The organism is Streptomyces sp. NPDC059866, from assembly GCF_042731325.1.
Lineage (GTDB): Bacteria > Actinomycetota > Actinomycetes > Streptomycetales > Streptomycetaceae > Streptomyces > Streptomyces flavusporus.
The window spans coordinates 248766-275197 of record NZ_JBHWJT010000009.1 but is presented as its reverse complement, the minus strand read 5'-3'; the positions used below and the strand labels follow the sequence as shown (position 1 = coordinate 275197).

At 70.9% G+C, this 26432-nt stretch carries 23 protein-coding genes; 11 read left to right on the top strand and 12 right to left on the bottom strand.

Going from position 1 to position 26432, the window contains the following annotated elements; all coding sequences use genetic code 11:
* Window positions 1-149: 149 nt before the first annotated feature.
* Window positions 150-1898 (bottom strand): hypothetical protein, encoded by a 1749-nt coding sequence (locus ACFV7R_RS16855; RefSeq protein ID WP_385264096.1) that lies wholly within the window; start codon window positions 1896-1898, stop codon window positions 150-152.
* A 242-nt stretch (window positions 1899-2140) separates the two neighbouring features.
* On the opposite strand from ACFV7R_RS16855, the gene radA reads away from it, so the two are divergent.
* Together radA and disA are read left to right on the top strand one after the other, a co-directional pair.
* Window positions 2141-3550 (top strand): DNA repair protein RadA, encoded by a 1410-nt coding sequence (gene radA / locus ACFV7R_RS16850; protein ID WP_385264095.1) that lies wholly within the window; start codon window positions 2141-2143, stop codon window positions 3548-3550.
* An 80-nt stretch (window positions 3551-3630) separates the two neighbouring features.
* Window positions 3631-4755: a DNA integrity scanning diadenylate cyclase DisA gene (gene disA, locus ACFV7R_RS16845; protein WP_385264094.1), complete on the top strand. Its 1125-nt coding sequence runs from the start codon at window positions 3631-3633 to the stop codon at window positions 4753-4755.
* Between the two features lie 32 nt (window positions 4756-4787).
* On the opposite strand, the gene ACFV7R_RS16840 is transcribed toward disA, so the two are convergent.
* Entirely contained in the window at window positions 4788-5624 is an 837-nt protein-coding gene (locus tag ACFV7R_RS16840; protein ID WP_385264093.1) for a hypothetical protein, read from the bottom strand.
* Between the two features lie 378 nt (window positions 5625-6002).
* Here ACFV7R_RS16840 and ACFV7R_RS16835 point away from each other — a divergent pair, with 378 nt between their 5' ends.
* The 5 genes from ACFV7R_RS16835 (at window position 6003) to cseC (ending at window position 10586) form a co-directional block, all read left to right on the top strand.
* Window positions 6003-6938 (top strand): A/G-specific adenine glycosylase, encoded by a 936-nt coding sequence (locus ACFV7R_RS16835; protein WP_129799468.1) that lies wholly within the window; start codon window positions 6003-6005, stop codon window positions 6936-6938.
* Between the two features lie 256 nt (window positions 6939-7194).
* Window positions 7195-7752 (top strand): SigE family RNA polymerase sigma factor, encoded by a 558-nt coding sequence (locus ACFV7R_RS16830; RefSeq protein ID WP_129799469.1) that lies wholly within the window; start codon window positions 7195-7197, stop codon window positions 7750-7752.
* 35 nt (window positions 7753-7787) lie between these two features.
* Window positions 7788-8459: a hypothetical protein gene (locus tag ACFV7R_RS16825; protein ID WP_385264091.1), complete on the top strand. Its 672-nt coding sequence runs from the start codon at window positions 7788-7790 to the stop codon at window positions 8457-8459.
* Between the two features lie 53 nt (window positions 8460-8512).
* Complete coding sequence (gene cseB / locus ACFV7R_RS16820; RefSeq protein ID WP_385264090.1) at window positions 8513-9223, top strand: two-component system response regulator CseB; 711 nt, start codon at window positions 8513-8515, stop codon at window positions 9221-9223.
* A 13-nt stretch (window positions 9224-9236) separates the two neighbouring features.
* Complete coding sequence (cseC, locus tag ACFV7R_RS16815; RefSeq protein WP_385264088.1) at window positions 9237-10586, top strand: two-component system sensor histidine kinase CseC; 1350 nt, start codon at window positions 9237-9239, stop codon at window positions 10584-10586.
* 19 nt (window positions 10587-10605) lie between these two features.
* Here the strand turns inward: cseC and ACFV7R_RS16810 are convergent, their stop codons facing one another.
* On the bottom strand, window positions 10606-12174 hold the full coding sequence (locus tag ACFV7R_RS16810; protein ID WP_385264086.1) for an MDR family MFS transporter: 1569 nt from the start codon (window positions 12172-12174) through the stop codon (window positions 10606-10608).
* A 114-nt stretch (window positions 12175-12288) separates the two neighbouring features.
* Here ACFV7R_RS16810 and ACFV7R_RS16805 point away from each other — a divergent pair, with 114 nt between their 5' ends.
* Window positions 12289-12879: a TetR/AcrR family transcriptional regulator gene (locus ACFV7R_RS16805; protein WP_129799474.1), complete on the top strand. Its 591-nt coding sequence runs from the start codon at window positions 12289-12291 to the stop codon at window positions 12877-12879.
* On the opposite strand, the gene ACFV7R_RS16800 is transcribed toward ACFV7R_RS16805, so the two are convergent.
* Window positions 12876-13634 carry a M23 family metallopeptidase gene (locus ACFV7R_RS16800; RefSeq protein ID WP_385264085.1) on the bottom strand — a complete coding sequence of 253 codons (759 nt, stop codon included), beginning with the start codon at window positions 13632-13634 and terminating at the stop codon, window positions 12876-12878. The two genes, ACFV7R_RS16805 and ACFV7R_RS16800, sit on opposite strands and share 4 nt — an antisense overlap.
* Window positions 13635-14008: 374 nt before the next feature.
* Between ACFV7R_RS16800 and ACFV7R_RS16795 the strand changes: the two genes are divergently transcribed.
* A complete protein-coding gene (locus ACFV7R_RS16795) occupies window positions 14009-17110 on the top strand; it encodes an NACHT domain-containing protein (protein WP_385264083.1) in 3102 nt (1033 codons plus the stop codon).
* Window positions 17111-17238: 128 nt separating this feature from the next.
* The gene (locus tag ACFV7R_RS16790) at window positions 17239-17871 is read left to right on the top strand and encodes an HAD family acid phosphatase (RefSeq protein WP_385264081.1); all 633 of its coding nucleotides are present in this window, start codon (window positions 17239-17241) and stop codon (window positions 17869-17871) included.
* An 87-nt stretch (window positions 17872-17958) separates the two neighbouring features.
* Here the strand turns inward: ACFV7R_RS16790 and ACFV7R_RS16785 are convergent, their stop codons facing one another.
* Window positions 17959-20484, bottom strand: coding sequence for an ATP-dependent Clp protease ATP-binding subunit (locus ACFV7R_RS16785; RefSeq protein ID WP_129799478.1), 2526 nt, complete (start codon window positions 20482-20484; stop codon window positions 17959-17961).
* A gap of 430 nt (window positions 20485-20914) precedes the next feature.
* Here ACFV7R_RS16785 and ACFV7R_RS16780 point away from each other — a divergent pair, with 430 nt between their 5' ends.
* Window positions 20915-21598, top strand: coding sequence for an SCO3374 family protein (locus ACFV7R_RS16780; protein WP_385264079.1), 684 nt, complete (start codon window positions 20915-20917; stop codon window positions 21596-21598).
* On the opposite strand, the gene ACFV7R_RS16775 is transcribed toward ACFV7R_RS16780, so the two are convergent.
* The 7 genes from ACFV7R_RS16775 to nadC all read right to left on the bottom strand — a co-directional run bounded on the left by ACFV7R_RS16775 (window position 21577) and on the right by nadC (window position 26432).
* Window positions 21577-21912 carry an Lsr2 family protein gene (locus ACFV7R_RS16775; protein WP_129799481.1) on the bottom strand — a complete coding sequence of 112 codons (336 nt, stop codon included), beginning with the start codon at window positions 21910-21912 and terminating at the stop codon, window positions 21577-21579. The two genes, ACFV7R_RS16780 and ACFV7R_RS16775, sit on opposite strands and share 22 nt — an antisense overlap.
* A gap of 245 nt (window positions 21913-22157) precedes the next feature.
* Window positions 22158-22691, bottom strand: coding sequence for an amino-acid N-acetyltransferase (locus ACFV7R_RS16770; protein ID WP_129799482.1), 534 nt, complete (start codon window positions 22689-22691; stop codon window positions 22158-22160).
* Between the two features lie 9 nt (window positions 22692-22700).
* Window positions 22701-23165, bottom strand: a complete 465-nt coding sequence (locus tag ACFV7R_RS16765) for a BlaI/MecI/CopY family transcriptional regulator (protein ID WP_385264078.1) — start codon at window positions 23163-23165, stop codon at window positions 22701-22703.
* A 158-nt stretch (window positions 23166-23323) separates the two neighbouring features.
* Entirely contained in the window at window positions 23324-23503 is a 180-nt protein-coding gene (locus ACFV7R_RS16760) for a hypothetical protein (RefSeq protein WP_129799484.1), read from the bottom strand.
* A gap of 242 nt (window positions 23504-23745) precedes the next feature.
* A complete protein-coding gene (locus tag ACFV7R_RS16755) occupies window positions 23746-24417 on the bottom strand; it encodes a hypothetical protein (protein WP_385264129.1) in 672 nt (223 codons plus the stop codon).
* Between the two features lie 220 nt (window positions 24418-24637).
* Window positions 24638-25435 carry a type III pantothenate kinase gene (locus tag ACFV7R_RS16750; RefSeq protein ID WP_385264076.1) on the bottom strand — a complete coding sequence of 266 codons (798 nt, stop codon included), beginning with the start codon at window positions 25433-25435 and terminating at the stop codon, window positions 24638-24640.
* 16 nt (window positions 25436-25451) lie between these two features.
* On the bottom strand, window positions 25452-26432 hold the full coding sequence (gene nadC, locus ACFV7R_RS16745) for a carboxylating nicotinate-nucleotide diphosphorylase (RefSeq protein WP_385264075.1): 981 nt from the start codon (window positions 26430-26432) through the stop codon (window positions 25452-25454).

The following is a 26432-nucleotide window of genomic DNA, read 5'->3' as shown; positions in this document are numbered from 1 at the left end:
GGCGGCTGCGCGCCGTAGTGGGTGGCGCAACCCGGCGCGACGGGGGGTGCCTCCCGCGCCCGCCCGTGCCGCCCTGGGGTCCCTCCCCAGGCCCTGAAGGCACTGGGGGAGGCACGGCGGCCCGCGGCCGACGGCGCGGCACCGGTGCCTTACGACGTCGACGGGCTCGGGTCGCCACTGTCGCTGGGTGGTGGCGGTGAGTCGCCCGGGGTGGACGGGGCGGAGTCGCTGGGGGTGGGTTCGGGGTCGGGTGGCGGGGTGGTCGGTGGGTCGCTGGGGGTGGGCTCGGTGGGCGGCGGGGCCGTGGGCGTCGGGTCCGGGTCGGGCGGGGGCGGAGGTGGGCCGCTGGGGGTGCTGGGCGCGGGGTCCGGGGGCGGGCCCGGGTCGGTCGGGGTGGGGGCGGGGCCGTAGCCCTGGATCGTGACAACCGCGCCGGCTGGTGAGATCGCCACCCGTGCGCTCCAGTACCCGGACGGCTCGCGCAGCTGGTCGACGTACACCTTGATCGTCAACGTTTCGCCTGGGCGGAGCGTTCCTTCAGATCGGCTCAGATAGAGCCAGGAGGCGCCCGTGGTCGCGGACCAGCGCACCGGGGCATGGCCGGAGGCGGTCAGAGTGATCAGCGTGGTGTCGCCGCTGTAGTCGGCGGTCACCGCCAGCTCCCCCACACCTCTGCGGCCCGCTCCGGCGACGCTGACGACCTCCACGGAGACGTCGGGTTGGTCGCCGTTCGAGAAGCGGCCACCAGGGTGCGTGTCGGCGTTTCCCGTGTTCTCGTAGCCGCCGCGCGCCGCCTCGCCGTCGAGGCTGCCGGGGTGGTCGTCGCGGCTGGCGGTGGCGGTGTTGCCCTCTCCGCCCTCGCCGGTGACCGGCGAGGCCCGGTAGGCGGACCAGAGGGCCAGTACGGGGGCCGCCACGACGGTGGCGACGACGGTCGTGGTGACGGCACGCGCGCGTAGGCGGTCCCTTCGGGCGGTGCGGTCCTTGGGGTCCATGGGGAAGCCGCGCCGGTCGAAGCGCGGCGCGGCGGTGCCCCGCGCGCGCGGGTGATGCGCCATGGCGTGGTGCAGTGCCGCGCGGGGCGCCTCCAGGACGGGCAGCGCGGCGGGGGTGACGCTGGCGCCGGGCCAGCGGCCGGGGACGGCGCGCTCGGCGGTGCGCCGGCAGCGGGGGCAGTCGTCGACGTGCCGGACGAGCTCACGGCGGACCGCGGCGCTGAGCACGAGCTGGTTGTCGCCGGTGAGGCGGGCGACGCCCGGACAGCCGCCGGTCTCGACGACCGCGAGGGCGGCGCGGGTGCGTTCGACCTCGCAGGCGGCGGAGGCGAGCAGTTCACGGGTGGCGGCGAGGTCCATGCCGAGGACGGCGGCGACCTCATGGGCGGCCAGGTGGTGGCGTACGGCCAGCTCGAGCGCCTCGCGCTGCTCGGGGGTGGTGCCGGCGGCCTCCGGCCAGGCCAGCTGGGCGAGTTCGCGCCGGCGCTGCTCCTGGGCCTCCTCGGAGACGGGCGGGGTGGTGGGCTGTCTGCCGCGCTGCCGTTCGGTGCCATGGCGGCCCGCCGCGTGCGTGGCCTGACGTTTCTGCTTGGCCTCGGCCAGCTTGCGCAGGCACACCCAGCGGGCCAGCGCGTACAACCACGCCCGGCGGTCCCCGGCGGCGTCCGGGGCACGCTGGCCGCGGCGTTCGGCGAGCGCGAGGACCTCGCCCAGGGCGGCGGTCGCGGCGTCGTGGTCACACAGCACGGAGAGGCAGTAGGTGAACAGACCGTCCAGATACGGCTCGTAGCGCGCGGGCGGGTGGTGCGCCAGCGTGCGCGCCGCAGCACGGTCGCGTGCCTCGCGGCGCGCCCGGTGTGCGCCGGTCGTGCGGGTCGAGGTGTCCGGGCTGCTGCTCATCACCCGGCCGACCGTAGGGGGCGGGGGGTGGCGCCTTCCGCCCCCTTGAGCACATTTAATTCGTACGGGTGAAACGATCCCTCATAAGGGGACAGGAACCGGTGATTCCGTGACCGGTTCGGGCGTGTCGATACCGGTTCGTACAGGGTTCGCGGCCCCGTTCGCGGCCTCAGGGCACGGCGGCCCGCGGACCGATGACCTGCAGCGTGCCCGCACTGTCAGTGGGGCCGGTTACGGTTTCGTCCATGGCTGCCCGTACGAAGACCACGAAGGACCGCCCGTCCTACCGCTGCACCGAATGCGGCTGGCAGACGGCCAAGTGGCTCGGCCGCTGCCCCGAATGCCAGGCCTGGGGCACGGTCGAGGAATACGGCACGCCCGCCGTACGCACGACCACACCCGGCCGCGTCACCACCTCCGCCCTGCCCATCGGCCAGGTCGACGGCCGCCAGGCCACCGCCCGCCCGACCGGCGTCCCCGAGCTGGACCGCGTGCTCGGCGGCGGGCTCGTGCCCGGCGCGGTGGTGCTCGTCGCGGGCGAGCCCGGCGTCGGCAAGTCGACCCTGCTGCTGGACGTGGCGGCCAAGTCGGCGAGTGACGAACACCGCACCCTTTATGTGACCGGCGAGGAGTCGGCGAGCCAGGTCCGGCTGCGCGCCGACCGGATCGGCGCCATCGACGACCACCTCTATCTCGCCGCCGAGACCGATCTGGCCGCCGTGCTGGGCCACTTGGACGCGGTGAAGCCGTCACTGCTCATCCTCGACTCGGTACAGACGGTCGCCTCCCCGGAGATCGACGGCGCCCCAGGCGGCATGGCCCAGGTCCGCGAGGTCGCCGGCGCCCTGATCCGCGCCTCCAAGGAGCGGGGCATGTCCACGCTCCTGGTGGGCCATGTCACCAAGGACGGCGCGATCGCGGGCCCGCGCCTGCTGGAGCACCTCGTCGACGTCGTCCTGCACTTCGAGGGCGACCGGCACGCGCGTCTGCGCCTCGTACGCGGCGTCAAGAACCGCTACGGGACGACGGACGAGGTCGGCTGCTTCGAGCTGCACGACGAGGGCATCACCGGACTCGCCGACCCCAGCGGCCTGTTCCTGACCCGCCGGGCCGAACCGGTCCCCGGCACCTGCCTGACCGTCACCCTGGAGGGCCGCCGCCCCCTGGTCGCCGAGGTCCAGGCACTCACGGTCGACTCACAGATCCCCTCCCCACGCCGCACGACATCCGGCCTGGAGACCTCCCGCGTCTCGATGATGCTGGCGGTCCTGGAACAGCGCGGCCGCATCAGCGCCCTGGGCAAACGGGACATCTACTCCGCAACGGTCGGCGGAGTGAAGCTGTCCGAACCGGCCGCCGACCTCGCCGTCGCCCTCGCGCTGGCGTCGGCGGCCAGTGACACCCCGCTGCCGAAGAACCTCGTGGCGATCGGCGAGGTCGGCCTCGCGGGCGAGGTCAGACGGGTCACCGGCGTGCAGCGCCGGCTCGCGGAGGCGCACCGCCTGGGCTTCACGCATGCGCTCGTGCCGGGCGATCCGGGCAAGATCCCTGCAGGCATGAAGGTCCTGGAAGTCGCGGACATAGGGGACGCCCTGAGGGTCCTCCCCCGCTCCCGTCGCCGAGAGGCCCCCCGGGACGCGGAGGACCGCCGGTAGACTTTGCCCTGGTCTCGCCCGTCCGTACGAACCGAGTGCGCATACGGGAGCGCCCCAGAACCTGCGACCGGAGGAGTGCAGTGGCAGCCAACGACCGGGCAGCAGCTCCCGGAAAATCCGGTGGGAGTGCCGGTTCCGATGGCCTGATGCGCGCCTCGCTGAGCGCCGTGGCTCCGGGCACAGCTCTGCGCGACGGGCTCGAGCGGGTTCTGCGCGGCAACACCGGCGGGCTGATCGTGCTCGGCTCCGACAAGACCGTCGAGACCATGTGCACGGGCGGTTTCGTGCTGGATGTCGAGTTCACGGCGACCCGGCTGCGCGAGCTGTGCAAGCTGGACGGCGGCATCGTGCTCTCCTCCGACCTGTCGAAGATCCTGCGTGCGGGTGTCCAACTCGTTCCGGATCCCACGATCCCGACCGAGGAGACGGGCACTCGCCACCGCACCGCGGACCGGGTCAGCAAGCAGGTCGGCTTCCCTGTGGTCTCGGTCTCCCAGTCCATGCGGCTGATCGCGCTGTACGTCGACGGCCAGCGCCGCGTACTGGAGGACTCGGCGGCGATCCTGTCCCGCGCCAACCAGGCCCTGGCGACCCTGGAGCGCTACAAGCTCCGCCTGGACGAGGTCGCAGGCACGCTGTCGGCGCTGGAGATCGAGGACCTGGTGACGGTCCGGGACGTCTCCGCCGTCGCCCAGCGGCTGGAGATGGTGCGCCGCATCGCCACCGAAATCGCCGAATACGTGGTCGAACTGGGCACCGACGGACGTCTCCTCGCCCTCCAGCTGGACGAGTTGATCGCCGGCGTCGAACCCGAGCGTGAACTGGTCGTCCGGGACTACGTTCCCGAGCCCACCGCCAAGCGCTCCCGCACGGTCGAGGAGGCGCTGGCCGAACTGGACGCCCTCACCCACGCCGAGCTGCTCGAACTGCCCACGGTGGCCCGAGCGTTGGGCTACACGGGCTCCCCCGAGGCCCTCGACTCCGCGGTGTCCCCGCGCGGCTTCCGCCTCCTCGCCAAGGTGCCGCGCCTCCCGGGCGCCATCATCGACCGGCTGGTGGAGTACTTCGGCGGCCTGCAGAAACTCCTCGCCGCCAGCGTGGACGACCTCCAGACGGTCGAGGGCGTGGGCGAGGCGCGTGCGCGCAGCGTCCGGGAGGGCCTGTCACGGCTGGCGGAGTCGTCGATCCTCGAACGGTACGTCTGACTCGCCCGGCCTGACTGTGGGGTGCGGCGGAGCTAGTCGGCATCCAGCACGAACGAAGTCCGCACCTTCCCGAACCCCGGCGCCGCAGCCTCCACCAGATACGTCCCCGCCCCGGCCGCCCCCGCCGGAGGCATCCCGCACTCGGGAACGCTCGGCTTGCGATCCCACTCCACGGTGTACGTGATGCCGCTGCCCGCGGGCACCCGGTACAGCAGGCTGCCGGCCCCCTTGGGACAGTCCTTCGACGACCAGTACGCGTCGTCGCTTCCCGCCTGAGTGATCGTCAGCACCGCGTTCTTCGGCCCGAGATCGACCTTGCAGTCACTGCCGGAGGAGTTCTGCGCGGCCAGCCGGAAGGCCGGCTTCTCGTCCGGCGAGTAGGAGTTACGCACACTGCGCAGCGTCAACGACACCGCGCTCGGCGTGCAGTTGGCCAGGGGGGACCCGGCCGGCAGGGCATCCCCCGCACCGACGTCGGCCCCTGACACAGCGCCACCCGAGCCGCCGCCGCTGCTGCTGCCCGCACTGCCGCCGCTGCCACCGTCACCCGAGCCGTCGGCCCCGCCGGAGTCCCCCGCCCCGGCACTGTCTCCCGAGCCGCCCCCGTTGGCGTTCCCGTCGTCCGACTCGTCACGTCCGCCGGGCGCCTGGCTGATCGCAGGTCCGGAGCTGGACGGCCCCGGCGTGATCGTGGGCGCGGGATTCTTGCCGTCGGACCCGTCGGCGCCGTTCTTGCTGCCGCCGCCGCCCGATGCGAGGACCCAGGCGATCAGCAGCGCCAACAGGGCGATCACAGACAGCAGGACGACCCTCCGTCGCCAGTAGATGGAGGAGGGAAGCGGCCCGACCGGATTGCGCAGAGATCCCACGGCGCAAACTGTACGAGAGATCGGTGCGCCAGCTTGCCCCACCCGCCGCCAGGAGCCACAACTTTTCCGGATCATCATCCCGGAATGCGGCCGACGCGCCGCTGCTGGTCATCGAGTCGAGCACCGGACGACGCAGGGAGTGACGGCCCTTCCCATGTCGCCTACGGTCCGTGACCGCGAGCGCCGGGTACGACGACAACACCCCCGGCGGCGTCCGGAACTTGACGGAGCGGCGGACGGGGACGGGGCCGTTCGCGACCGTGGCCCTTGCCCCATCGGCCACGGCCTCCGGGCGGCGCAGCCGACACCGCGCCCCGACCCGCCCCACTCCGCGCTACCCACGTCCGCGACCTTCGACGTGGCAGGATCGGAACTGCCATGACTGCGCCCACGAAGCCACCGCACACCCGCCCCGCCGACGCCGTCCCCGGTCCGCCGCTCGGAGCCGAGCTGCACTCCCCTGTCATCGCCTGGTTCGACGAGCATGCGCGCGACCTGCCCTGGCGGCGCCCGGAGGCCGGCGCCTGGGGCGTGATGGTCAGCGAGTTCATGCTCCAGCAGACGCCGGTGAACCGCGTCCTGCCCGTCTACGAGCACTGGCTGGCCCGCTGGCCCCGCCCCGCCGACCTCGCCGAGGAGGCCCCCGGCGAGGCCGTCCGCGCCTGGGGCCGGCTCGGTTACCCGCGCCGCGCCCTCAGGCTGCACGGCGCCGCCGTCGCCATAACGGAGCGGCACGGCGGGGACGTACCGACCGACCACGGCCAGCTGCTGGCGCTGCCCGGCATCGGCGAGTACACGGCGGCGGCCGTGGCGTCGTTCGCGTACGGGCAGCGGCATGCCGTGCTCGACACCAATGTCCGCCGGGTCCTGGCCCGCGCGGTCAACGGTGTGCAGTACCCGCCGAACGCCACCACCGCCGCCGAGCGCCGGCTCGCCCGGGCGCTGCTGCCCGAGGACGAGCGGACCGCCGCCCGCTGGGCCGCGGCCTCCATGGAGCTGGGCGCGCTGGTGTGCACGGCCAAGAACGAGAGCTGCCAGAGCTGCCCGATCGCCGCACAGTGCGCCTGGCGGCTGGCCGGGAAGCCGGAGCACGACGGTCCGCCGCGCCGAGGACAGACGTACGCCGGCACCGACCGTCAGGTACGCGGCAAGCTGCTCGCCGTGCTGCGCGAGGCGCATGTGCCCGTGCCGCAGACGGTGCTGGACCGGGTGTGGCACGAGCCGGTGCAGCGGGCCCGGGCGCTGGACGGCCTGGTCGCGGACGGTCTGGTGGAGCCGCTGCCGGGCGGCCTGTACCGGCTGCCGCTGAGCTGACGTACAGCCGCATCACAGGCCTCTGTCACACATCAGCGCTCGTTCACAGCCCCACCCCAGCGCCAAATCACCCCATACCCGCCCTATCCGATCCACTTCTTTAACACGTCCCTACTTCCGTTACACAACCGACGGACAGCCGAGCGTTTACCGCAGGCTGCTTCGGACAGCGCCGTGACAACGCCTCCGTAGCTTCGTTTCCGTGCCCGACGGGGTGGCACGGCTACAGAAGTAACGGGGATGGAGGCGGTTGATCATGGCGCAGCGCGAGGTGGGCGAGGTGGGCGAGGTACTCGGGTTCGAGGAGTACGTCCGCACCCGGCAGGACGCGCTTCTTCGCAGCGCCCGCCGGCTGGTCCCGGACCCGGTCGACGCCCAGGACCTGCTCCAGACGGCGCTGGCCCGGACGTACGGCCGCTGGGACGGCATAGCCGACAAGCGGCTCGCGGACGCCTATCTGCGCCGGGTCATGATCAACACGCGGACCGAGTGGTGGCGGGCCCGCAAGCTGGAGGAGGTGCCCACCGAGCAGCTCCCGGACGCCTGCGTGGACGACTCCACCGAGCAGCACGCGGACCGCGCCCTGCTGATGGACGTCATGAAGGTGCTCGCCCCGAAGCAGCGCAGTGTGGTCGTGCTGCGACACTGGGAGCAGATGTCCACGGAGGAGACGGCCGCCGCCCTCGGCATGTCGGCCGGAACGGTCAAGAGCACGCTGCACCGGGCGCTCGCCCGGCTCCGCGAGGAGCTGGAGTCCCGCGATCTGGACGCACGCGCGCTGGAGCGTGAGGAGCGGGAGCGTTGCGCGGCCTAGGGTCTGTCCGGCGGCCGGAGTCGGAGACGCGGGGCGTGGCACGCCCCCCTGCGGGGCCGCCCACCCCGACCCGGAACACCTGGCAGGCGGTGAGTACGGCGGCGGCCGTGTTCGTCGCCCTCGCCCTGTCGGTCTCCGCCTGCGGTACCGGCGGCACCGGCGCCCGGGACGAGGGCCCGGCCCACTCCGACGAGGTCGCCGGCACCGGGGCCTCGTCGGCGGCCCCGGCCTCCGCGGTGCCGCCCGCCAAGTCCCTCACCCGTCCCGCGGCGGTCAAGCTCCTCATGGCCGACCCGGAGGTCTCGACGACGGTCAAACGCTCCCTGAAGCCGTGCGCCGGGGACGAGTACCCGGTCGACCTGTCGTACGGCAATCTGACGTCAGGGCCGGTCGACGATGTCGTCGTCAATGTCGTGACCTGCAGCGATGTCGTCGGCATCGGCTCGTATGTGTATCGCGAGCAGGGCGGTACGTACCAGAACGTCTTCCAGTCCGAGGAACCTCCGGTCTATGCCGAAATAGACCGTGACGACCTGGTCGTGACCAAGCAGGTGTACGAGAAGGGCGACCCGGTGTCGAGCCCGTCCGGCGAGAACGTGATCACGTACCGCTGGGCCTCGGGCCGCTTCACCGAGGAGTACCGGACGCACAACGACTACAGCCCGGTGGTCGGTGGCGCGGCCACCCCGGCGCCCGAGAGCAACTGAACCCCGGCCGGACTCCCACGCACGACAAGCACACGAGGACAGAGAGCAGCGGGATGGCAGACCAGACCCACGTTCTGTTCGTCGAGGACGACGACGTCATCCGCGAGGCCACCCAGCTCGCCCTGGAGCGGGACGGCTTCGCGGTCACCGCCATGCCCGACGGGCTGTCGGGCCTGGAGGCGTTCCGCGCGAACCGCCCCGACATCGCCCTGCTGGACGTCATGGTGCCCGGCCTGGACGGCGTCAGCCTGTGCCGCCGGATCCGTGACGAGTCGACCGTCCCGGTGATCATGCTGTCGGCGCGGGCCGACTCCATCGACGTGGTGCTGGGCCTGGAGGCGGGCGCCGACGACTACGTGACCAAGCCGTTCGACGGTGCCGTCCTGGTCGCCCGGATCCGTGCCGTGCTGCGCCGCTTCGGCCACGCCGGCGGCGCCCGCGCGGGCCGGGCGGAGGAGGCCGGCGCCGCGGCGGACGGCGGCGTGCTCACCTTCGGCGACCTGGAGGTCGACACCGAGGGGATGGAGGTCCGCCGGGCCGGCCACCCGGTGGCGCTCACCCCGACCGAGATGCGGCTGCTGCTGGAGTTCTCCTCCGCGCCGGGCACCGTGCTGTCGCGGGACAAGCTGCTGGAGCGCGTGTGGGACTACGGCTGGGGCGGGGACACCCGGGTCGTCGACGTCCATGTGCAGCGGCTGCGTACGAAGATCGGCCAGGACCGGATCGAGACGGTCCGCGGCTTCGGCTACAAGTTGAAGGCCTGAGCAGGGCAGGGGTATGCGGGGGATCTTTCCACGCCTCGTTCCGGAACGGCTGGAGCGCGCGGACATCCGTACGGGACTGAGGTGGAAGCTCAGTGCGGCCATCGCACTGGTCGGCGCGCTGGTCGCGATCGCGCTCAGCCTGGTCGTGCACAACGCCGCCCGGGTCTCGATGCTGGACAACGCGCGTGACCTCGCGGACGAGCGCCTCCGGATCGCCCAGCGCAACTACGAGCTGTCCGGCCGCCCCAACTTCCCCAGCATCAAGATCGACGACCCGCGCCTGCCGCCCGAGCTGCGGGCCAAGGCCGAGGCGGGGCGGCGGGCGACCTATGTGGCCGACCGTCCGGCCGGCGGGCCGGACATCTGGGCCGCGGTGCCGCTCAAGGACGGGCATGTGATGTCGCTGCACACGGGGTTCACCGACCGCAGCACGGACATCCTCAAGGACCTCGACCAGGCCCTCGTCATCGGCTCCATAGCGGCCGTCCTCGGCGGCAGCGCGCTCGGCGTGCTCATCGGCGGCCAGCTGTCGGGCCGGCTGCGCAAGGCGGCGGCCGCGGCGAACCAGGTCGCCAAGGGCGAGCCGGACGTCCGGGTGCGGGAGGCGATCGGCGGGGTCGTCCGGGACGAGACCGACGACCTGGCGCGGGCCGTCGACGCGATGGCGGACGCCCTCCAGCAGCGTCTGGAGGCGGAGCGCCGGGTCACCGCCGACATCGCGCACGAGCTGCGCACCCCGGTGACCGGGCTGCTGACGGCGGCCGAGCTGCTGCCGCCGGGCCGCCCGACCGAGCTGGTGCTGGACCGGGCCAAGGCGATGCGCACGCTGGTCGAGGACGTCCTGGAGGTGGCCCGCCTCGACGGGGCCTCCGAGCGGGCCGAGCTGCAGGACATCATGCTGGGCGAGTTCGTCGCCCGGCGGGTGGCGGCGAAGGATCCGGACATCGAGGTGCTCGTCGTGCACGAGTCGGAGGTGACGACCGACCCGCGGCGGCTGGAGCGCGTGCTGTTCAACCTGCTCGCCAACGCCGCCCGGCACGGCAGACCGCCGGTCGAGGTCACCGTCGAGGGCCGGGTCATCCGCGTCCGCGACCATGGGCCCGGCTTCCCCGAGGACCTGCTCGCGGAGGGCCCGAGCCGCTTCCGCACCGGCAGCAAGGACCGCGCCGGCCGCGGCCACGGCCTCGGCCTGACCATCGCGGCCGGCCAGGCCCGGGTGCTGGGCGCCCGTCTGACCTTCCGCAACGTCCGCCCGCCCGGCGCGGCGGGGCACATCCCGGCGGAGGGCGCGGTCGCCGTGCTGTGGCTGCCGGAGCATGCGCCGACGGCCACGGGCAGCTATCCGATGCTGCCCGACCGGTAGGGCGGACGTCGGGCGAACCTCAGACGGCCTCGGTCACCGGCGCCTGCGCGGGAGCACCGTCGTCCGCCTTCGGCCCCGCCCCCTTCAGCGGCACCTCCTTGACGAACACCGCCGCCACCAGCGCGACCACGGCGATCCCCGCACCCAGCAGGAACGCCCCGTGCGTCCCCGCGGACACCGCGTGCTGGTAGGCCTCCCGGGCCGCGGCCGGCAGCTCGGCCAGGCTCGCGGCGTCCAGCTGGGCGGACTGTTCGGTCACCTTGGAGCCCAGCGCGCCGGCCCGCTCGGCCATGACGTCCTGGACGCGGTGGTTGAACAGCGCGCCCATGATGGCGACGCCGAAGGAGGAACCGAGCGTGCGGAAGAGGGTGGTGGAGGACGACGCGACGCCCATGTCCTTCATCTCCACGCTGTTCTGCGCGACCAGCATGGTGATCTGCATCAGGCAGCCCATGCCCAGACCGAGGACGGCCATGTACACGCCGGAGGTCAGCCGCGAGGTCCCGGTGTCCATCAGGGACAGCAGGTACAGCCCGACGACCAGCAGCACACCGCCCACGACCGGGAAGACCTTGTAGCGGCCGGTCTTGGTGGTCACCCGCCCGGCGACCATCGACGTGACGAGCATCGCACCGAGCATCGGCAGCAGCAGCAGCCCGGAGTTGGTCGCGGACGCGCCCTGCACCGACTGCTGGTACAGCGGCAGGAAGAGGGTTGCGCCGAACATCACGAAGCCGGTGACGAAGCCGATGACGGACATCAGCGTGAAGTTGCGGCTGCGGAAGATGTGCAGCGGCACGACCGGTTCGGCGGCCCGGGTCTGCCAGAACACGAACCCGACGAGCGCGGCGACACCGATACCGATCAGCTCCATGATCTGCACGGACGTCCAGGCGTACTCCGTACCGCCCCAGGTGGTGACGAGCACGATCGCGGTGATGCCGACGGTCAGCAGCGCGGCGCCCAGGTAGTCGATCCGCGCCTCGGACCGCTTCTTCGGCAGGTGCAGTACGGCGCTGACGGCGAGCAGCGCGACGGCGCCGAGCGGCAGGTTGATGTAGAACGTCCAGCGCCAGCCCCAGTGGTCGGTGATGGTGCCGCCGACCAGCGGACCGCCGATCATGGCCAGCGCCATGACGCCGGCCATCATTCCCTGGTACTTGCCGCGCTCCCGCGGCGGCACCAGATCGCCGATGATCGCCATCACGCCGACCATCAGTCCGCCGGCGCCCAGTCCCTGCACGGCGCGGAAGGCGATCAGCTGACCCATGTCCTGGGCCATACCGCTGAGCGCGGAGCCGATCAGGAAGATCACGATCGAGGTCATGAACGAGCCCTTGCGCCCGTACATGTCACCGAGCTTCCCCCAGAGCGGGGTGGAGGCGGCGGTCGCCAGGGTGTACGCGGTCACCACCCACGACAGGTGTTCCAGACCGCCCAGTTCGCCGACGATCGTCGGCATCGCGGTGCCCACGATCATGTTGTCCAGCATCGCGAGCATCATCGCGATCATCAGGGCGAGCAGGACGACCCGCACGCTCCTGGGCTGCTTCCCCGTGTCCGTGCTGTCGGCAGGTATGTCCGCCACCGCTCCCCCAACTTACTTGCCGCCCGGCTAGTTCTGCCACGGAACGTAGCTCGCAAACTAGCCGGGCGTCAAGTAAGTTTTTGTCCTACCAGGAGCACGAGGACGGGCGGCACGATGGGCGGCACCAAGCAGCAGCGGCGCGGCAACACACGCCAGCGCATCCAGGACGTGGCGCTGGAGCTCTTCGCCGAGCAGGGCTACGAGAAGACGTCCCTGCGCGAGATCGCCGAGCGCCTGGACGTCACCAAGGCGGCGCTGTACTACCACTTCAAGACCAAGGAAGAGATCCTGGTCGGCATCTTCGACGACCTGATGCAGCCGATCGACGAGCTGGTCGAGTGGGGCGGGCACCAGCCGCACACCCTGGAGACGAAGCAGGAGATCGTACGGCGCTACAGCCAACTGCTCTCCGACGCCGCACCGTTGTTCCGCTTCATGCACGAAAACCAGGCGACCGTACGGGAACTGCGCATCGGCGACCTGTTCAAGGAGCGCATGCGGGGCCTGCGCGAGATCATCATCGACCGGGACGCCGGCCTGGCCGACCAGGTCCGCTGCGTGAGCGCGATCTTCACGCTGCACGCCGGCACGGTGTTCGTGATGCAGGAACTGGAAGGCGACCCCGAGGACAAGCGCAAGGCCATCCTCGAGGTCGCCGTCGACATGGTGACCCAGGCGCACGGGGGCGCCGCTCGGTCGTCTTAGAGGGTCACGCCCTTGGTGCGCAGGAAGGCGACCGGGTTGATGGCCGTGCCGTAGTTCGGGGTCGTACGGATCTCGAAGTGCAGGTGCGGACCGCTGGAGTTGCCGGTGTTGCCGGACAGGGCGATGCGCTGACCGGTGGCGACGACCTGGCCGACCCTCACGTCGACGCGGGACAGGTGGGCGTACTGGGAGAACGTCCCGTTGCCGTGCTTGATGACGACGGCGTTGCCGTACGCGGGGCCGTCACCGGCGCCGTTGCCGCCGGCCTTGACCACGGTGCCGCCGTGCGCGGCGACGACCCTGGTGCCGGTCGGGACGGCGAAGTCCTGCCCGCTGTGGGTGGACTGCCACATGCCGCCGGCCTGCGCGTAGCTGGCGCTGAGCTGGTAGCGCTTGACCGGGCTGGTCCAGGACGCGGCCTTCTTCGCGGCGGCCTGCGGCGCGGTCTTCTGGGTGTTCGCGGCGGCCGCCTTGGCCGCCTTCGCCTTCACGGCGGCCGCCTTGGCCGCCTTCGCCTTGGCGTTCGCGGCGGCCACCTTGGCCGCTGCCTTCGCCTGAGCCGCGGCCTGCGCCTCGACGGCGCTCGCAACGCCGGAGGTGGCGGCGGTTGCGGTGGTGGTGGCCGCGACGGTGTTGGCGGCGGCCGCGACCCCGGCCCCCAGCACGACCGAGGCGCCGAGACCGGCGGCCAGCACGGCCGCGCGAGTGCGGAGCTGCGGCGTACGGGAAGAACGGGACGTGACACGCGTGAACATGCGAAACCTCATGGGACGGGGACAGAGAAAAGCCACCCGGCACACGGACGTCCGCCGAATGGGCCATCCCTTGGTAACCCCCGGACCTAGCTATCCCAAAAGGTGTGACCTACGACGGAAGCTAGTAGCCCACCCCATAACTCCCCGACTCTTGACAGAGCCCTCATCAGGGACGAATCCGCCCATAACAGCCGTCCCGCGTTGAGATTCCGAGATAAAAGTCCATTTTGTCCAGATCGACCTTTCCACTATTCCAGGTAGTAACGGACAAATCGCCTGTGCGGCATGTCACCGATAGGCAAGATCGAGGGACCCCTGAATGTGACGGGGGCTACGCTGCTGTTTCCTGCCAACGGGGCTCAGGGGGAGGCCGGGTGGAACCGACGGTCATCGGCATGCGGCTGGCGTCCGGGGTGGTCGCACCGCTCGTGAAGAAGCTGTTCGTGACCGAGGGTTCGGGCGCCGGGCTGGTGGACCGGCCGGTGCGGATCTCGTCGTACGTCTCCTTCAGGGGCGAGAAGCAGCGGCTCGACCGCAAGGACGTGACCGGACTGGCCGCGGAGCTGGTGCGCCGGGGCCTGCGCGGCACCGGGGAGCGCCCCCTGCCCGCCGACGAGGAGCAGGCCGTCGTCCACGCCCTGGCCGACACGCTGTACGCCCTCGGCGACCTGGACATGACCGACGTACAGGCCGTGGAGCTCGGCCATGAGGCCCTGGCCGCCCGTCTGCGCGCGGCGAGCGGCAAGCCGGACCGGGACCTGTCCCTCGACGCGGCCCTGTTCTACTTCCGGGCACTCACCACCGCCTGCCTGCACATCCTGCACTTCTTCACCCAGCGCTCGGCCTTTGTCCCGCGCACGCTGGTCGAACAGACCCGGCGGCAGAGCGAGCTGCTGGCCAGGGTCGACGAGCTGATCGCCCGGACCCCGCCGCCCGGCGGCACCGACCCGGCCTTCGAGCAGCGCTACGTGTCGTACATCACGACCAGGCACGGCCACCTCACCATCTACGGCATCGACCTGGTCAACTCCCCCGACCGCTGGCCCCTGGACGCGGCCTACCTGAGCCTGCAGGCACTGCACCCGGCCGGGGACGGCACCGGTTCCGACGGCCTCGGCGTCGCCTCCGCCGCCACCGCACTGCCCGCCGAACAGGCCTTCGCCGAGCACGACCGGGTGCTGCTGCGCGGAGTGGCCGGCTCCGGCAAGACCACGCTGGTGCAGTGGCTCGCGGTGACCGCGGCCCGGGGCGAGCGCGGCGACCGCATCCCCTTCGTCCTCCCCTTGCGCACCCTGGTCCGCCGCCCCGAGGGGCTGCCCGCCCCCGACGCCTTCCTGGCCGCCGTACGCGTCCCTTTCCACGCGAACGAGCCCGACGGCTGGGTGGACCGGGTGCTCACCGCCCGCCGCGCCCTGCTCCTGATCGACGGCATCGACGAGATCCCCGAACGCGAGCGGGAGCGCACCCGCCGCTGGCTGCGCGAACTGCTGGACGTCTATCCCGGCAACCAGTGGCTGGTCACCTCCCGCCCCTCCGCCGTACGGGAGGACTGGCTCGCGGCCGACGGCTTCACGGAGCTGATGCTCACCCCCATGAGCCGGGACGACGTGGCCGCGTTCGTCTCCCGCTGGCACACGGCGGCAAGGGCCGACGCCCCCGGCCCCGAACGTCTCGACGACTACGAACGCTCCCTCCTCGACGCCCTGCGCACCGGGCCCGACCTCGGCCGCCTGGCCACCAACCCCCTGATGTGCGGGCTGATCTGCGCGCTGCACCGCGACCGGCGGGGCTATCTGCCGCACGGCAGGCAGGAGCTGTACGACGCCGCCCTGTCGATGCTGCTGGCGCGGCGGGACGAGGAGCGGGACATGTACGGCCACGACGGCATCCAGCTCACCGAGCTGCCCCAGATCCAGCTCCTGCAGCGCCTCGCCTACTGGCTGATCCGCAACAACCAGTCGGAGATGGATGCCGAGCGGGCGGAACGGATCATCGCCGACGTCCTCCCGTCCCTCCCGGCCGCCGCCGCACAGGGCGACGCCGGCCAGATCCTGCGGTACCTGCTCGTCCGCAGCGGCCTGCTGCGCGAACCCGCCTCGGAGACCGTGGAGTTCGTGCACCGCACCTTCCAGGACTACCTGGGCGCGAAGGCCGCCGTGGAGGACGGCGACTTCGGGCTGCTGGTGCGCGGGGCGGCGGACGAGCAGTGGGCGGACGTGGTCCGGATGGCGGTGGCGCACGCTCGGCCGCGGGAACGGGCGGAGCTGCTACGGGACTTGAGCGCGGCGGCCGATCGGGCGCAGGGTGCGGCGAGTGCGCGGGTACGGCTTCTCGCGCTGGCCTCACTGGAGCATGCGACCGAGCTCGATCCCCGGGTGCGGGAGGAGGTCGAGTGGAAGGCGGCGGCGTTGATCCCGCCCCGGACGACGGAGGAGGCCCGCGCGCTCGCATCGGTGGGACCGCTCGCGCTGGAGCTGCTGCCGGGCCCGGAGGGGCTCGACGAGGAGGAAGCGCGGGCGGTCGTCGTCACGGCGTCCCTCATCGGGACGGAGGCCGCGCTGCCGGTACTGGCCCGCTTCCGTTCCCATCCCGCCCTTGACGTACGGGCCCAACTCACGTGGACATGGCATCGGTTCGGTACCCGGCAATACGGCGAGGAGGTCATCGCGCATCTGCCGGAGAAGGGTCTCTTCTTCACCGCGCGATCGGTGGAACACCTGCGTTTTCTGCGGGAACTGGGCGGCAGGCGTGCCGTGCAGCTCGTCGGCGGCATCAAGCCGCGCGACATCAGCGCCGGCCTCCACCCCGACAGGACGGCAGAGCTCCACATCCGCGACAACGACGAGCTGGAGGACCTGAACTGCCTGTCGTCCCTGCATCGGCTCACCTATCTGGACCTCAGCAGGTGTTTCTATGTGGACGATCTGACTCCGCTGGCCCGCCTGCCCCTGTCCTGGCTGTCACTGGACCTCCTGCTCCATCCCGACCTGTCCGTGCTGTCCGGATCGCCGACCCTGGACCAACTCAACCTGGGGATCGTGCTGGAGGCCGAGTCCCTCGACGAGGCGCTCCCGGACCTGCCACTGCGCTATCTGCGGTTCACCAGAACGGCACTCGAGAACACCGGCCTGCGCGGCCTGCACCGCTTCCGCTCGCTGAGGCAACTGAGCCTCGCCAAGCTGTCCACCAGGCTCTCCCCCGACGACTACGAGGAAATCGCCCGGCTCCCCGAACTGAAGGAGCTGCGCATCGACTGGCAGCACATCGACTGGCAGGGCCCACCCCTGCCGACCGTCACCGACCTACGCCTCAACAACGTTCTGGGCACCGAGGACTTCTCGGACATCCCGACCCTGTTCCCCAACCTGCGTGCGCTCACCGTCGTCCACGCCCCGGACGTCACCCACATCCCGCAGCACATCCTTGAACCGCTCCCGGTCACACCGGTGTTCAAGAAAATCCGCAGCGTTGTGTGACGCACACCTCTGTTCACCTACCGTCCAGTAACCCTACGGTTCCCCTCACGCCATCCACACCGACGAGCATGCTCACGACACGTTGGCAGCCGTACGGACACCGTACGGACGTGAAGGGACCCCCACACATGACGAGACGACGCCCCTGGGCGAGCCGCACCGCCGCAACCGCCGTCGCAGCAGCCGCCCTCGTGGCCATCGCCGCCCCTGCCGAGGCCGCGACCAGCACCGGCACGACCACCACCGCCACCACCGCCGCCGCGGCGGACGTGGACTACGACACCTGGCAGAAGGACTGCCAGGCGGTGATGGACCAGGCACTGCCCTACCTGAAGCAGCGCATCGCCCAGTCGAAGCCGGGCGAGAAGCAGGCGATCGTCTTCGATATCGACAACACCACCCTGGAGACCGATTTCGGCTTCAGCTACCCGCAGCCGGCCAACCAGCCGGTCCTGGAGGTCGCCGAGTACGCCCAGGAGCACGGCGTCGACCTGTTCTTCGTCACGGCCCGCCCGGGCATCATCTACACGCCCACCGAGTACAACCTGGAGAAGGTCGGCTACGAGGTCGACGGCCTCTATGTGCGTGGCTTCCTCGACCTCTTCAAGGACGTCGCCGCCTACAAGACCGCCCAGCGCGTCGACATCGAGTCCAAGGGCTACACAATCATCGCCAACATCGGCAACAACACCACCGATCTGTCGGGCGGCCACGCCGAGAAGACGTACAAGCTGCCGGACTACGACGGGCAGTTGTCCTGACCCGGCAACAGAGAAGGGGCTGCCCCCGGGACTCGCGTCCCGGGGGCAGCCCCTTCTTCGATCTTCGGTTCAGGCCGAGCGCAGCGGCTAGGCCTCCTTGCTCAGGTTCGGGCCCGCTCCGCCGGCCGCCTGCTCGATCGGCGGGACGTCCGGCAGAGCCGACTTCTCCTCACCACGGAAGGTGAAGGTCTTGGTCTCGCCCTCGCCCTCGGTGTCCACGACCACGATGTGACCGGGGCGCAGCTCGCCGAAGAGGATCTTCTCCGACAGCGAGTCCTCGATCTCGCGCTGGATGGTGCGACGCAGCGGACGCGCACCCAGCACGGGGTCGTAACCCTTCTTGGACAGCAGCTCCTTGGCGGACTGGGAGAGCTCGATGCCCATGTCCCGGTCCTTCAGGCGCTCGTCCACCTTGCCGATCATCAGGTCGACGATCCGCAGGATGTCCGACTGCGTCAGCTGCGGGAAGACCACCACGTCGTCGACGCGGTTGAGGAACTCGGGCCGGAAGTGCTGCTTGAGCTCGTCCGAGACCTTGTTCTTCATGCGCTCGTAGTTGGTCTTCGTGTCACCCGCGGCGGCGAAGCCCAGGTTGAAGCCCTTGGAGATGTCCCGGGTGCCGAGGTTGGTCGTCATGATGATGACCGTGTTCTTGAAGTCCACGACCCGGCCCTGGGAGTCGGTCAGACGACCGTCCTCCAGGATCTGCAGCAGCGAGTTGAAGATGTCCGGGTGGGCCTTCTCGACCTCGTCGAAGAGGACGACGGAGAACGGCTTGCGGCGGACCTTCTCGGTCAGCTGGCCGCCCTCTTCGTAGCCCACGTAACCGGGGGGCGAACCGAACAGACGCGACACCGTGTGCTTCTCGCTGAACTCCGACATGTCGAGGGAGATCAGCGCGTCCTCGTCACCGAAGAGGAACTCGGCCAGCGCCTTGGAGAGTTCGGTCTTACCGACACCGGACGGGCCGGCGAAGATGAACGAACCACCCGGACGCTTCGGGTCCTTCAGACCCGCACGCGTACGCCGGATCGCCTTCGACAGCGCCTTGACGGCGTCGTCCTGGCCGATGACCCGCTTGTGGAGCTCGTCCTCCATGCGGAGCAGGCGACTGGACTCCTCCTCGGTCAGCTTGAAGACCGGGATGCCGGTGGCCGTGGCGAGGACCTCGGCGATCAGCTCGCCGTCGACCTCGGCGACGACGTCCATGTCGCCGGCCTTCCACTCCTTCTCCCGCTTGGTCTTGGCGGCCAGGAGCTGCTTCTCCTTGTCGCGCAGGGAGGCGGCCTTCTCGAAGTCCTGCGAGTCGATCGCGGACTCCTTGTCCCGGCGGACGGCGGCGATCTTCTCGTCGAACTCGCGCAGGTCCGGCGGAGCGGTCATCCGGCGGATACGCATCCTCGAGCCGGCCTCGTCGATCAGGTCGATCGCCTTGTCCGGCAGGAAGCGGTCCGAGATGTACCGGTCGGCCAGGGTGGCGGCCTGGACCAGCGCCTCGTCGGTGATGGAGACGCGGTGGTGCGCCTCGTACCGGTCGCGCAGGCCCTTGAGGATCTCGATCGTGTGCGGCAGGGACGGCTCGGCGACCTGGATCGGCTGGAAGCGGCGCTCCAGGGCCGCGTCCTTCTCCAGGTGCTTGCGGTACTCGTCCAGCGTGGTCGCACCGATGGTCTGCAGCTCACCACGGGCCAGCATCGGCTTCAGGATGGAGGCCGCGTCGATGGCGCCCTCGGCGGCACCCGCACCGACCAGCGTGTGCAGCTCGTCGATGAACAGGATGATGTCGCCGCGGGTGCGGATCTCCTTGAGCACCTTCTTCAGGCGCTCCTCGAAGTCACCGCGGTAGCGGGAGCCGGCGACCAGCGCGCCGAGGTCCAGGGTGTAGAGGTGCTTGTCCTTGAGGGTCTCGGGCACCTCGCCCTTGACGATGGCCTGGGCGAGGCCCTCCACGACGGCGGTCTTGCCGACGCCGGGCTCACCGATCAGGACCGGGTTGTTCTTCGTACGGCGGGACAGCACCTGCATGACCCGCTCGATCTCCTTCTCGCGCCCGATGACCGGGTCGAGCTTGGACTCACGAGCGGCCTGGGTGAGGTTCCGGCCGAACTGGTCGAGGACCAGGGACGTGGAGGGGGTGCCCTCGGCAGGACCGCCGGCGGTGGCGGCCTCCTTGCCCTGGTAACCGGAGAGCAGCTGGATCACCTGCTGCCGCACCCGGTTCAGATCTGCGCCCAGCTTGACCAGGACCTGGGCGGCGACGCCCTCGCCCTCACGGATCAGGCCGAGCAGGATGTGCTCCGTGCCGATGTAGTTGTGGCCCAGCTGAAGGGCCTCGCGGAGCGACAGCTCCAGGACCTTCTTGGCACGGGGAGTGAAGGGGATGTGCCCGGACGGGGCCTGCTGGCCCTGGCCGATGATCTCCTCCACCTGCTGGCGGACCGCCTCGAGCGAAATCCCGAGGCTCTCAAGGGCCTTGGCGGCGACACCCTCACCCTCGTGGATCAGGCCCAGGAGGATGTGCTCGGTGCCGATGTAGTTGTGGTTGAGCATCCGGGCTTCTTCCTGAGCCAGGACGACAACCCGCCGCGCGCGGTCGGTGAACCTCTCGAACATCGTTAATCGCTCCTCAGAGCGGTCAGGCAGTAAGGGGAACTTCCCCTCCCTGTCCTTCCGCAGCTTAGTCCCGCAAGCGGGGACCGCTCATTCCAACTGCCGACACCGTCGATGGCCTCCTGACCCCGAACGCCGACATCTGCTCCAACCCGATGGTGCGAGACGATGTTCCCGCAGGCCAGGCAGTTACCCTCACCATCAGTACGCCGATGGCGAACGTGAGACGTCCTCTCCTGCGTGTCGCCCCCTCCCACTAGGGATGTCTTACCCGCTCGGACTGACAGTCCATGCGGCGCGCGCCCGTTCCCTCAGCTACGGGCGAACAACCTTGCGCCACCCCACGCCCCCACGCGCCCCCGCCTTCGGTACTCTGCGCATCCGCTGGAACACTCAGCGTAACCCGCACGTCCTTTTGACGGTTGCGCTGGACATGGTTGGCGCTATGCCCATGGTCCCCCTTCCCTGCCGGTCGCTCGACTCGAGCGACCGGGTGCGGCGGTGGTACGAGAACGAACTGGGCTGGGCGACCGTGCCCGGCCCTCCGGTCCGCCTGTGTGTGGGCCTGCGCTTCGACGTTCTGGACGTGCCGGCCGAGGCGGGCTGCGCCGCCCTGCGGCATCTGGATCCCGGCTCCCCGGTGGCCGTGCGGGGCGACCGGATGCGGCTGCTGGTGGCCGCGGGCAGCGCCGAGGAGTTGCCGGGGCTGCTGGACTGGCTGGAGTGGGGCGACCTGCCCCTGGACCTGACGGCCATCGGCCCGGGCGGCGTCATGGACGCCCCGAGGCCCCCGGGGGGCGGCACAGCACTCGCGGATACGTGCTCGGATCCGCTCTTGGATCCACTGGAGCCGGGTGAGCCCGAGACGGGGCCTGTCGGCCCGGCCGGAGGCCGGCCGCTTTCCCCGGGCCGCTCAGGCGGCTCTCTTCAGGGGGCCGCCGTGTGGCTGCGGCCCCCCGAGCCGGGGTGCGAGGTCGAGGCCTCGCTGCCGACGCTGTCGGCCATGGGGGGCGGTGGGGGCGCCCCCGATCTCGTACGGCTGGTGGACACGGTGGCCACTCACTGCCACCGGATCCGGCTGCGACGCGCGTGCGCTCAGCCGTTCGCCTTCTCGTAGGCCTCGCGAATGGACGCCGGAACACGGCCACGGTCGTTGACCTCGTAACCGTTCTCCTTCGCCCACGCACGGATCGCAGCGGTGTCCTGGCTGCCGCCGGCCGCGGCACGCGCCTTTCCACGCCCGCCGGAAGCACGGCCACCGGTACGCCGGCCGCCCTTCACATAGGGGTCGAGAAGGCCGCGAAGCTTGTCCGCATTGGCGGTCGTGAGATCGATCTCGTACGTCTTGCCGTCCAGCGCGAACGTCACCGTCTCGTCCGCCTCGCCGCCGTCGAGGTCGTCGACAAGAAGGACCTGAACCTTCTGTGCCACCGGATTTCCTTTCATCGATAACGTGAGGGCCGGGGGCCTGCGGCGTCCGCCCGTTTCGCCGCCCCCTGTTATATGCACTACTGCAGTACGTCGGAAAGCAAACCGCTTTTGCGGGAAAAACACAAACCCCCGGCAGAGACCGACCGCGACTCCCCGCCCGGAAACATGCGCGTTTCGGACATAGGGAACGGAGCAGCGGGGTCGGGCGGAATACTCCTCGCATACCACCGGCATACCCGCGGCGATCACAGATGCAGAAGCATCCGGCTGTTGCCCAAGGTGTTCGGTTTCACTCGTTCGAGTCCGAGGAACTCGGCGACGCCCTCGTCATAGGAACGGAGCAGCTCGGCGTAGACATCGGTGTCGACCGGCGTCTCACCGATCTCCACGAAGCCGTGCCTGCCGAAGAAGTCCACTTCGAAGGTCAGACAGAAAACGCGGCGAACACCCAGCCAACGTGCGGTCTGGAGCAACTTCTCCAGCAACTGATGGCCGACGCCGGCGCCCTTGAGGCCGGGCTTCACGGCGAGCGTGCGGACTTCCGCGAGGTCTTCCCACATCACGTGCAGTGCACCGCAGCCGACCACCTCGGCGTTGTCGTCACGTTCCGCGACCCAGAACTCCTGGATGTCCTCGTAAAGCGTCACCGTGGCTTTGTCGAGCAGGATGCCGAGGCGGACGTACGCGTCGAGCAGTCGGCGGACGGCCGGGACATCGCTGGTCCGGGCCCGCCGGACGGTGATGGCTTTAGCGGTGACTTCGGGGCTCTCTGCGGACATGAGCGGACGCTATCGCCCGCTGCCCTCCGGTGCCGAGCCGGGGTTCTCGCCCGCGCTATCGGAGGGGGATTCCGGGGCCGAGGTGCGTTCAGCAGGTGGGGGTGCAGGCGTTTCCGGGCCTTGGACGATGCGTACGGCGTCACGCAGCGCCTGTCGCTGTTCCTCGCTCATCATGCCGAAGAAGGCGACGAGCGCGGCGGCGGGGTTGTCACTCTGGGACCAGGCTTCGTTCATGAGGGCGGCGGCGTAGGCGGCCCGGGTGGAGACGGCCTCATATCGATAGGCCCGGCCTTCCGACTCGCGGCGTACCCAGCCCTTCTGATGGAGATTGTCCATAACGGTCATCACCGTGGTGTAGGCGATGGACCGTTCCTGCTGAAGATCTTCCAGGACTTCTCGAACGGTCACCGGGCGGTTCCACTTCCACACCCGCGTCATGACCGCGTCTTCGAGTTCTCCCAATGGGCGAGGCACAACTCATCACAGTAGTGGGATGTCTGTGCACTTGCGCACCGAACCGGCACGTCCAGTTACTTTTCTCCGCAAACCAGAACAAATTGGGCGGACTTGTGCGTGGGTGGTCGGCGCGTGGGTCGCCGGGCGGCCGGGTGGCCGGGTCGTCGTGCGGCGGTTCAGGCGTCGCTGCGCGTGGAGGACTGACGGGCACCCTCCGCACGCGCGATGGCGGCATCGACGACCGCGTCCTCCTTGGCCTTGTTGGTGCCGCCCTGGGTCTTCACGATCACCCTGATCACACCGATGAAGAACACGGCCATGACGAACGGGGGCAGGAGCGCGGAGACGTAGTCCATGGCTCAAGGGTAGACGCGGGGGGTGGGATGGCTGGGGCGGGGGTCGGTGGGTGGGCGTGTGGGGCGTGGCGTGTGGGCGGGACAGGGGTGGCGGGCGGGGTGTGGGGAGCTGGCGGGTCTGGCGGGAGCGGGGCGGGGCGCGGCAGGAGCGGGGTGGCGTGGGTGCGGCGGGGGGTGGGTGCGCAGCGGCGGGGGCGGGGCGGGGCGTGGTGCGCAGCCGGGCGGGGCGTGGGCTGGGGCGGTCAGCCGGCGGCGAGCTGCTGCGGGGGGTTCGCGGGGGGCTGGGGTGGCTTGCGGCGGGGGAAGACCTCGCCCGGGGTGGGGACGGGGCGGCGGGACGGTTGGGGGGTGGCGGGCCTCGGCGTCGGCTGGGCGGGCTTTTCCGCGGGGTTCTTCCCGGGCTTCTCGCCGGGCTTCGCTGCGGGGTCCTCGTCCGCGCCCGAGAGGCCGTCCGACAGGCCGCCAGGGAGGGCCAGGAGGCGTGTGCGGGAGGTGGGAGCCATCGGGGCACGGGCGGCTGCCGGTTCTGCCGTGGCGGGGGTGCTGTGGGCGAGGCGGGCGCACACGTCCTGTTCGGCGAGCGTCCGGCAGCGGTCCAGCAGGGCGGCGGCCGCGGGGGTGCCGCGTAGCGCGCGGAGCGCGGCGAGGTCGTCGGGGTGGGGGCGGTATCCGGCGCGGAGGGCCTCCTCCAGGAGCGTGACGTAACCGGCCGCGGCGCCGGGCAGGGCGGCACGGTAGCGGGCCAGGTCGGCCACGAGGAAGGCTCGCAGGCGGGCGACCTCACGCACCGCCTCGTCGAGCGACTCGGCGAGGTGAAGGCAGTCCTGGACGTCCTCGGCCGAGGCCTGGCCGGGGTGGAGGGCGAGGGCGAGAGCGCGGCGGAGCACACGCAGCTCCTCCACACCGAACGCCATGCCGCCGCGGGATCCGTGAGGCGTGGGCATGGACCGACGGTACGCGCTAATCGGACAAACCAGACGAAAGGGGCGGAATGGCGCGCGGGTGCGCCACCCGGCTGGGGGCGCGCCGACTCCCGTCGGTCCGCGGGTAGTCGTGCGCCTGGGCGGCACGGGTGGGCGCGGGCGGCGACCCGACAGCGCCGGGCTGCGCGCTCCCCGCCCAGCGCAACGCCGCTCACATGCGGGACACGTTCCGCTCGTACACCAACCGCAGCCCGATCAACGTCAGCCACGGCTCGTGTTCGTCGATGACCGAGGACTCGCCCAGGACCATCGGCGCCAGCCCACCCGTCGCGATCACCGTCACGTCGTCGGGGTCGTCCGCGAGCTCGCGCACCATGCGGTTCACCACGCCGTCGACCTGGCCGGCGAAGCCGTAGACGATGCCCGCCTGCATGGCCTCGACCGTGTTCTTGCCGATCACGCTGCGCGGCCGGGCGACCTCGATCTTGCGGAGCTGTGCGCCCTTGACGCCGAGTGCCTCGACGGAGATCTCGATGCCGGGGGCGATGACACCGCCGACGTACTCCCCGCGCGCGCTGACCGCGTCGAACGTCGTCGCCGTACCGAAGTCGACGACGATGGCCGGGCCTCCGTAGAGCTCGACCGCGGCGACGGCGTTGATGATGCGGTCGGCGCCCACCTCCTTGGGGTTGTCCGTGAGGATCGGCACGCCCGTCTTCACGCCGGGTTCGACCAGCACCGCGGGTACGTCGCCGTAGTAGCGGCGGGTCACCTCGCGCAGCTCGTGCAGGACGGACGGGACCGTCGCGCAGATCGCGATGCCGTCGATGCCGTCGCCCAGTTCGTCCCCGAGGAGGGGGTGCATGCCCATCAGGCCCTGGAGCAGGACCGCCAGCTCGTCGGCCGTGCGGCGCGCGTCCGTGGAGATGCGCCAGTGCTCGACGATGTCGTCCCCGTCGAACAGGCCCAGGACCGTGTGCGTGTTGCCTACGTCGATCGTCAGCAGCATGGCCGGTTCCCGCTCCCTACTCCGCCGCTCGCAGATCCAGGCCGATGTCCAGGATCGGGGAGGAGTGCGTCAGGGCTCCTACGGCCAGGTAGTCGACGCCGGTGTCGGCGTACGCCCTGGCGTTGTCCAGGGTCAGCCGGCCGGATGCCTCGAGGGCCGCGCGGCCGTGTACGAGGGCCACCGCCTCCTCGCACTCGCCCGGCGTGAAGTTGTCCAGCAGGATCAGGTCGGCGCCCGCGTCGACCACCTCGCGCAGCTGGTGCAGGGTGTCGACCTCGACCTCGATCGGTACGTCCGGGAAGGCCTCCCGTACGGCCTTGAAGGCCGCTGCCACGCCGCCCGCGGCGACCACGTGGTTGTCCTTGACCAGGGCCGCGTCCGAGAGCGACATGCGGTGGTTCATGCCGCCGCCGCAGCGGACCGCGAATTTCTCGAGTGAGCGCAGACCGGGGGTCGTCTTGCGGGTGTCCCGGACCTTCGCCCTGGTGCCCTCCAGAACGTCCGCCCACGCGCGCGTGGCCGTCGCGATGCCCGAGAGGCGGCACAGGAGGTTGAGCGCGCTGCGTTCGGCGGTGAGCAGGTCGCGGGTGCGGGTGGTGATCGAGAGGAGCTTCTGGCCCTCCGCCACGCGGTCGCCGTCCTCGACGTGGCGTTCGACCTCGAACTCGTCCTCGCAGACGATCGACATGACCGCCTCGGCGACCCGCAGGCCCGCCACCACGCCCGCCTCACGCGCGACGAAGTCGGCGGTGGCCACCGCGTCCTCGGGGATCGTCGCGACCGTCGTCACGTCGACGCCGCCCGCGAGGTCCTCCTGGATGGCGACGTTGGCGATGTCCTCGACCTCCACGGGGTCGAGTCCGGCGTCGGCCAGGAGCTGGGCGAGTGCCGGGTCCAGGCCGCACTCCAGGTATGCCGCGTCGTCGGTGTCCGCGCCGCAGGCACAGCCGTCGCCGCAGCCGTCGGACGGGGCGAGGGGAAGGTCGGGGGTGCTCAC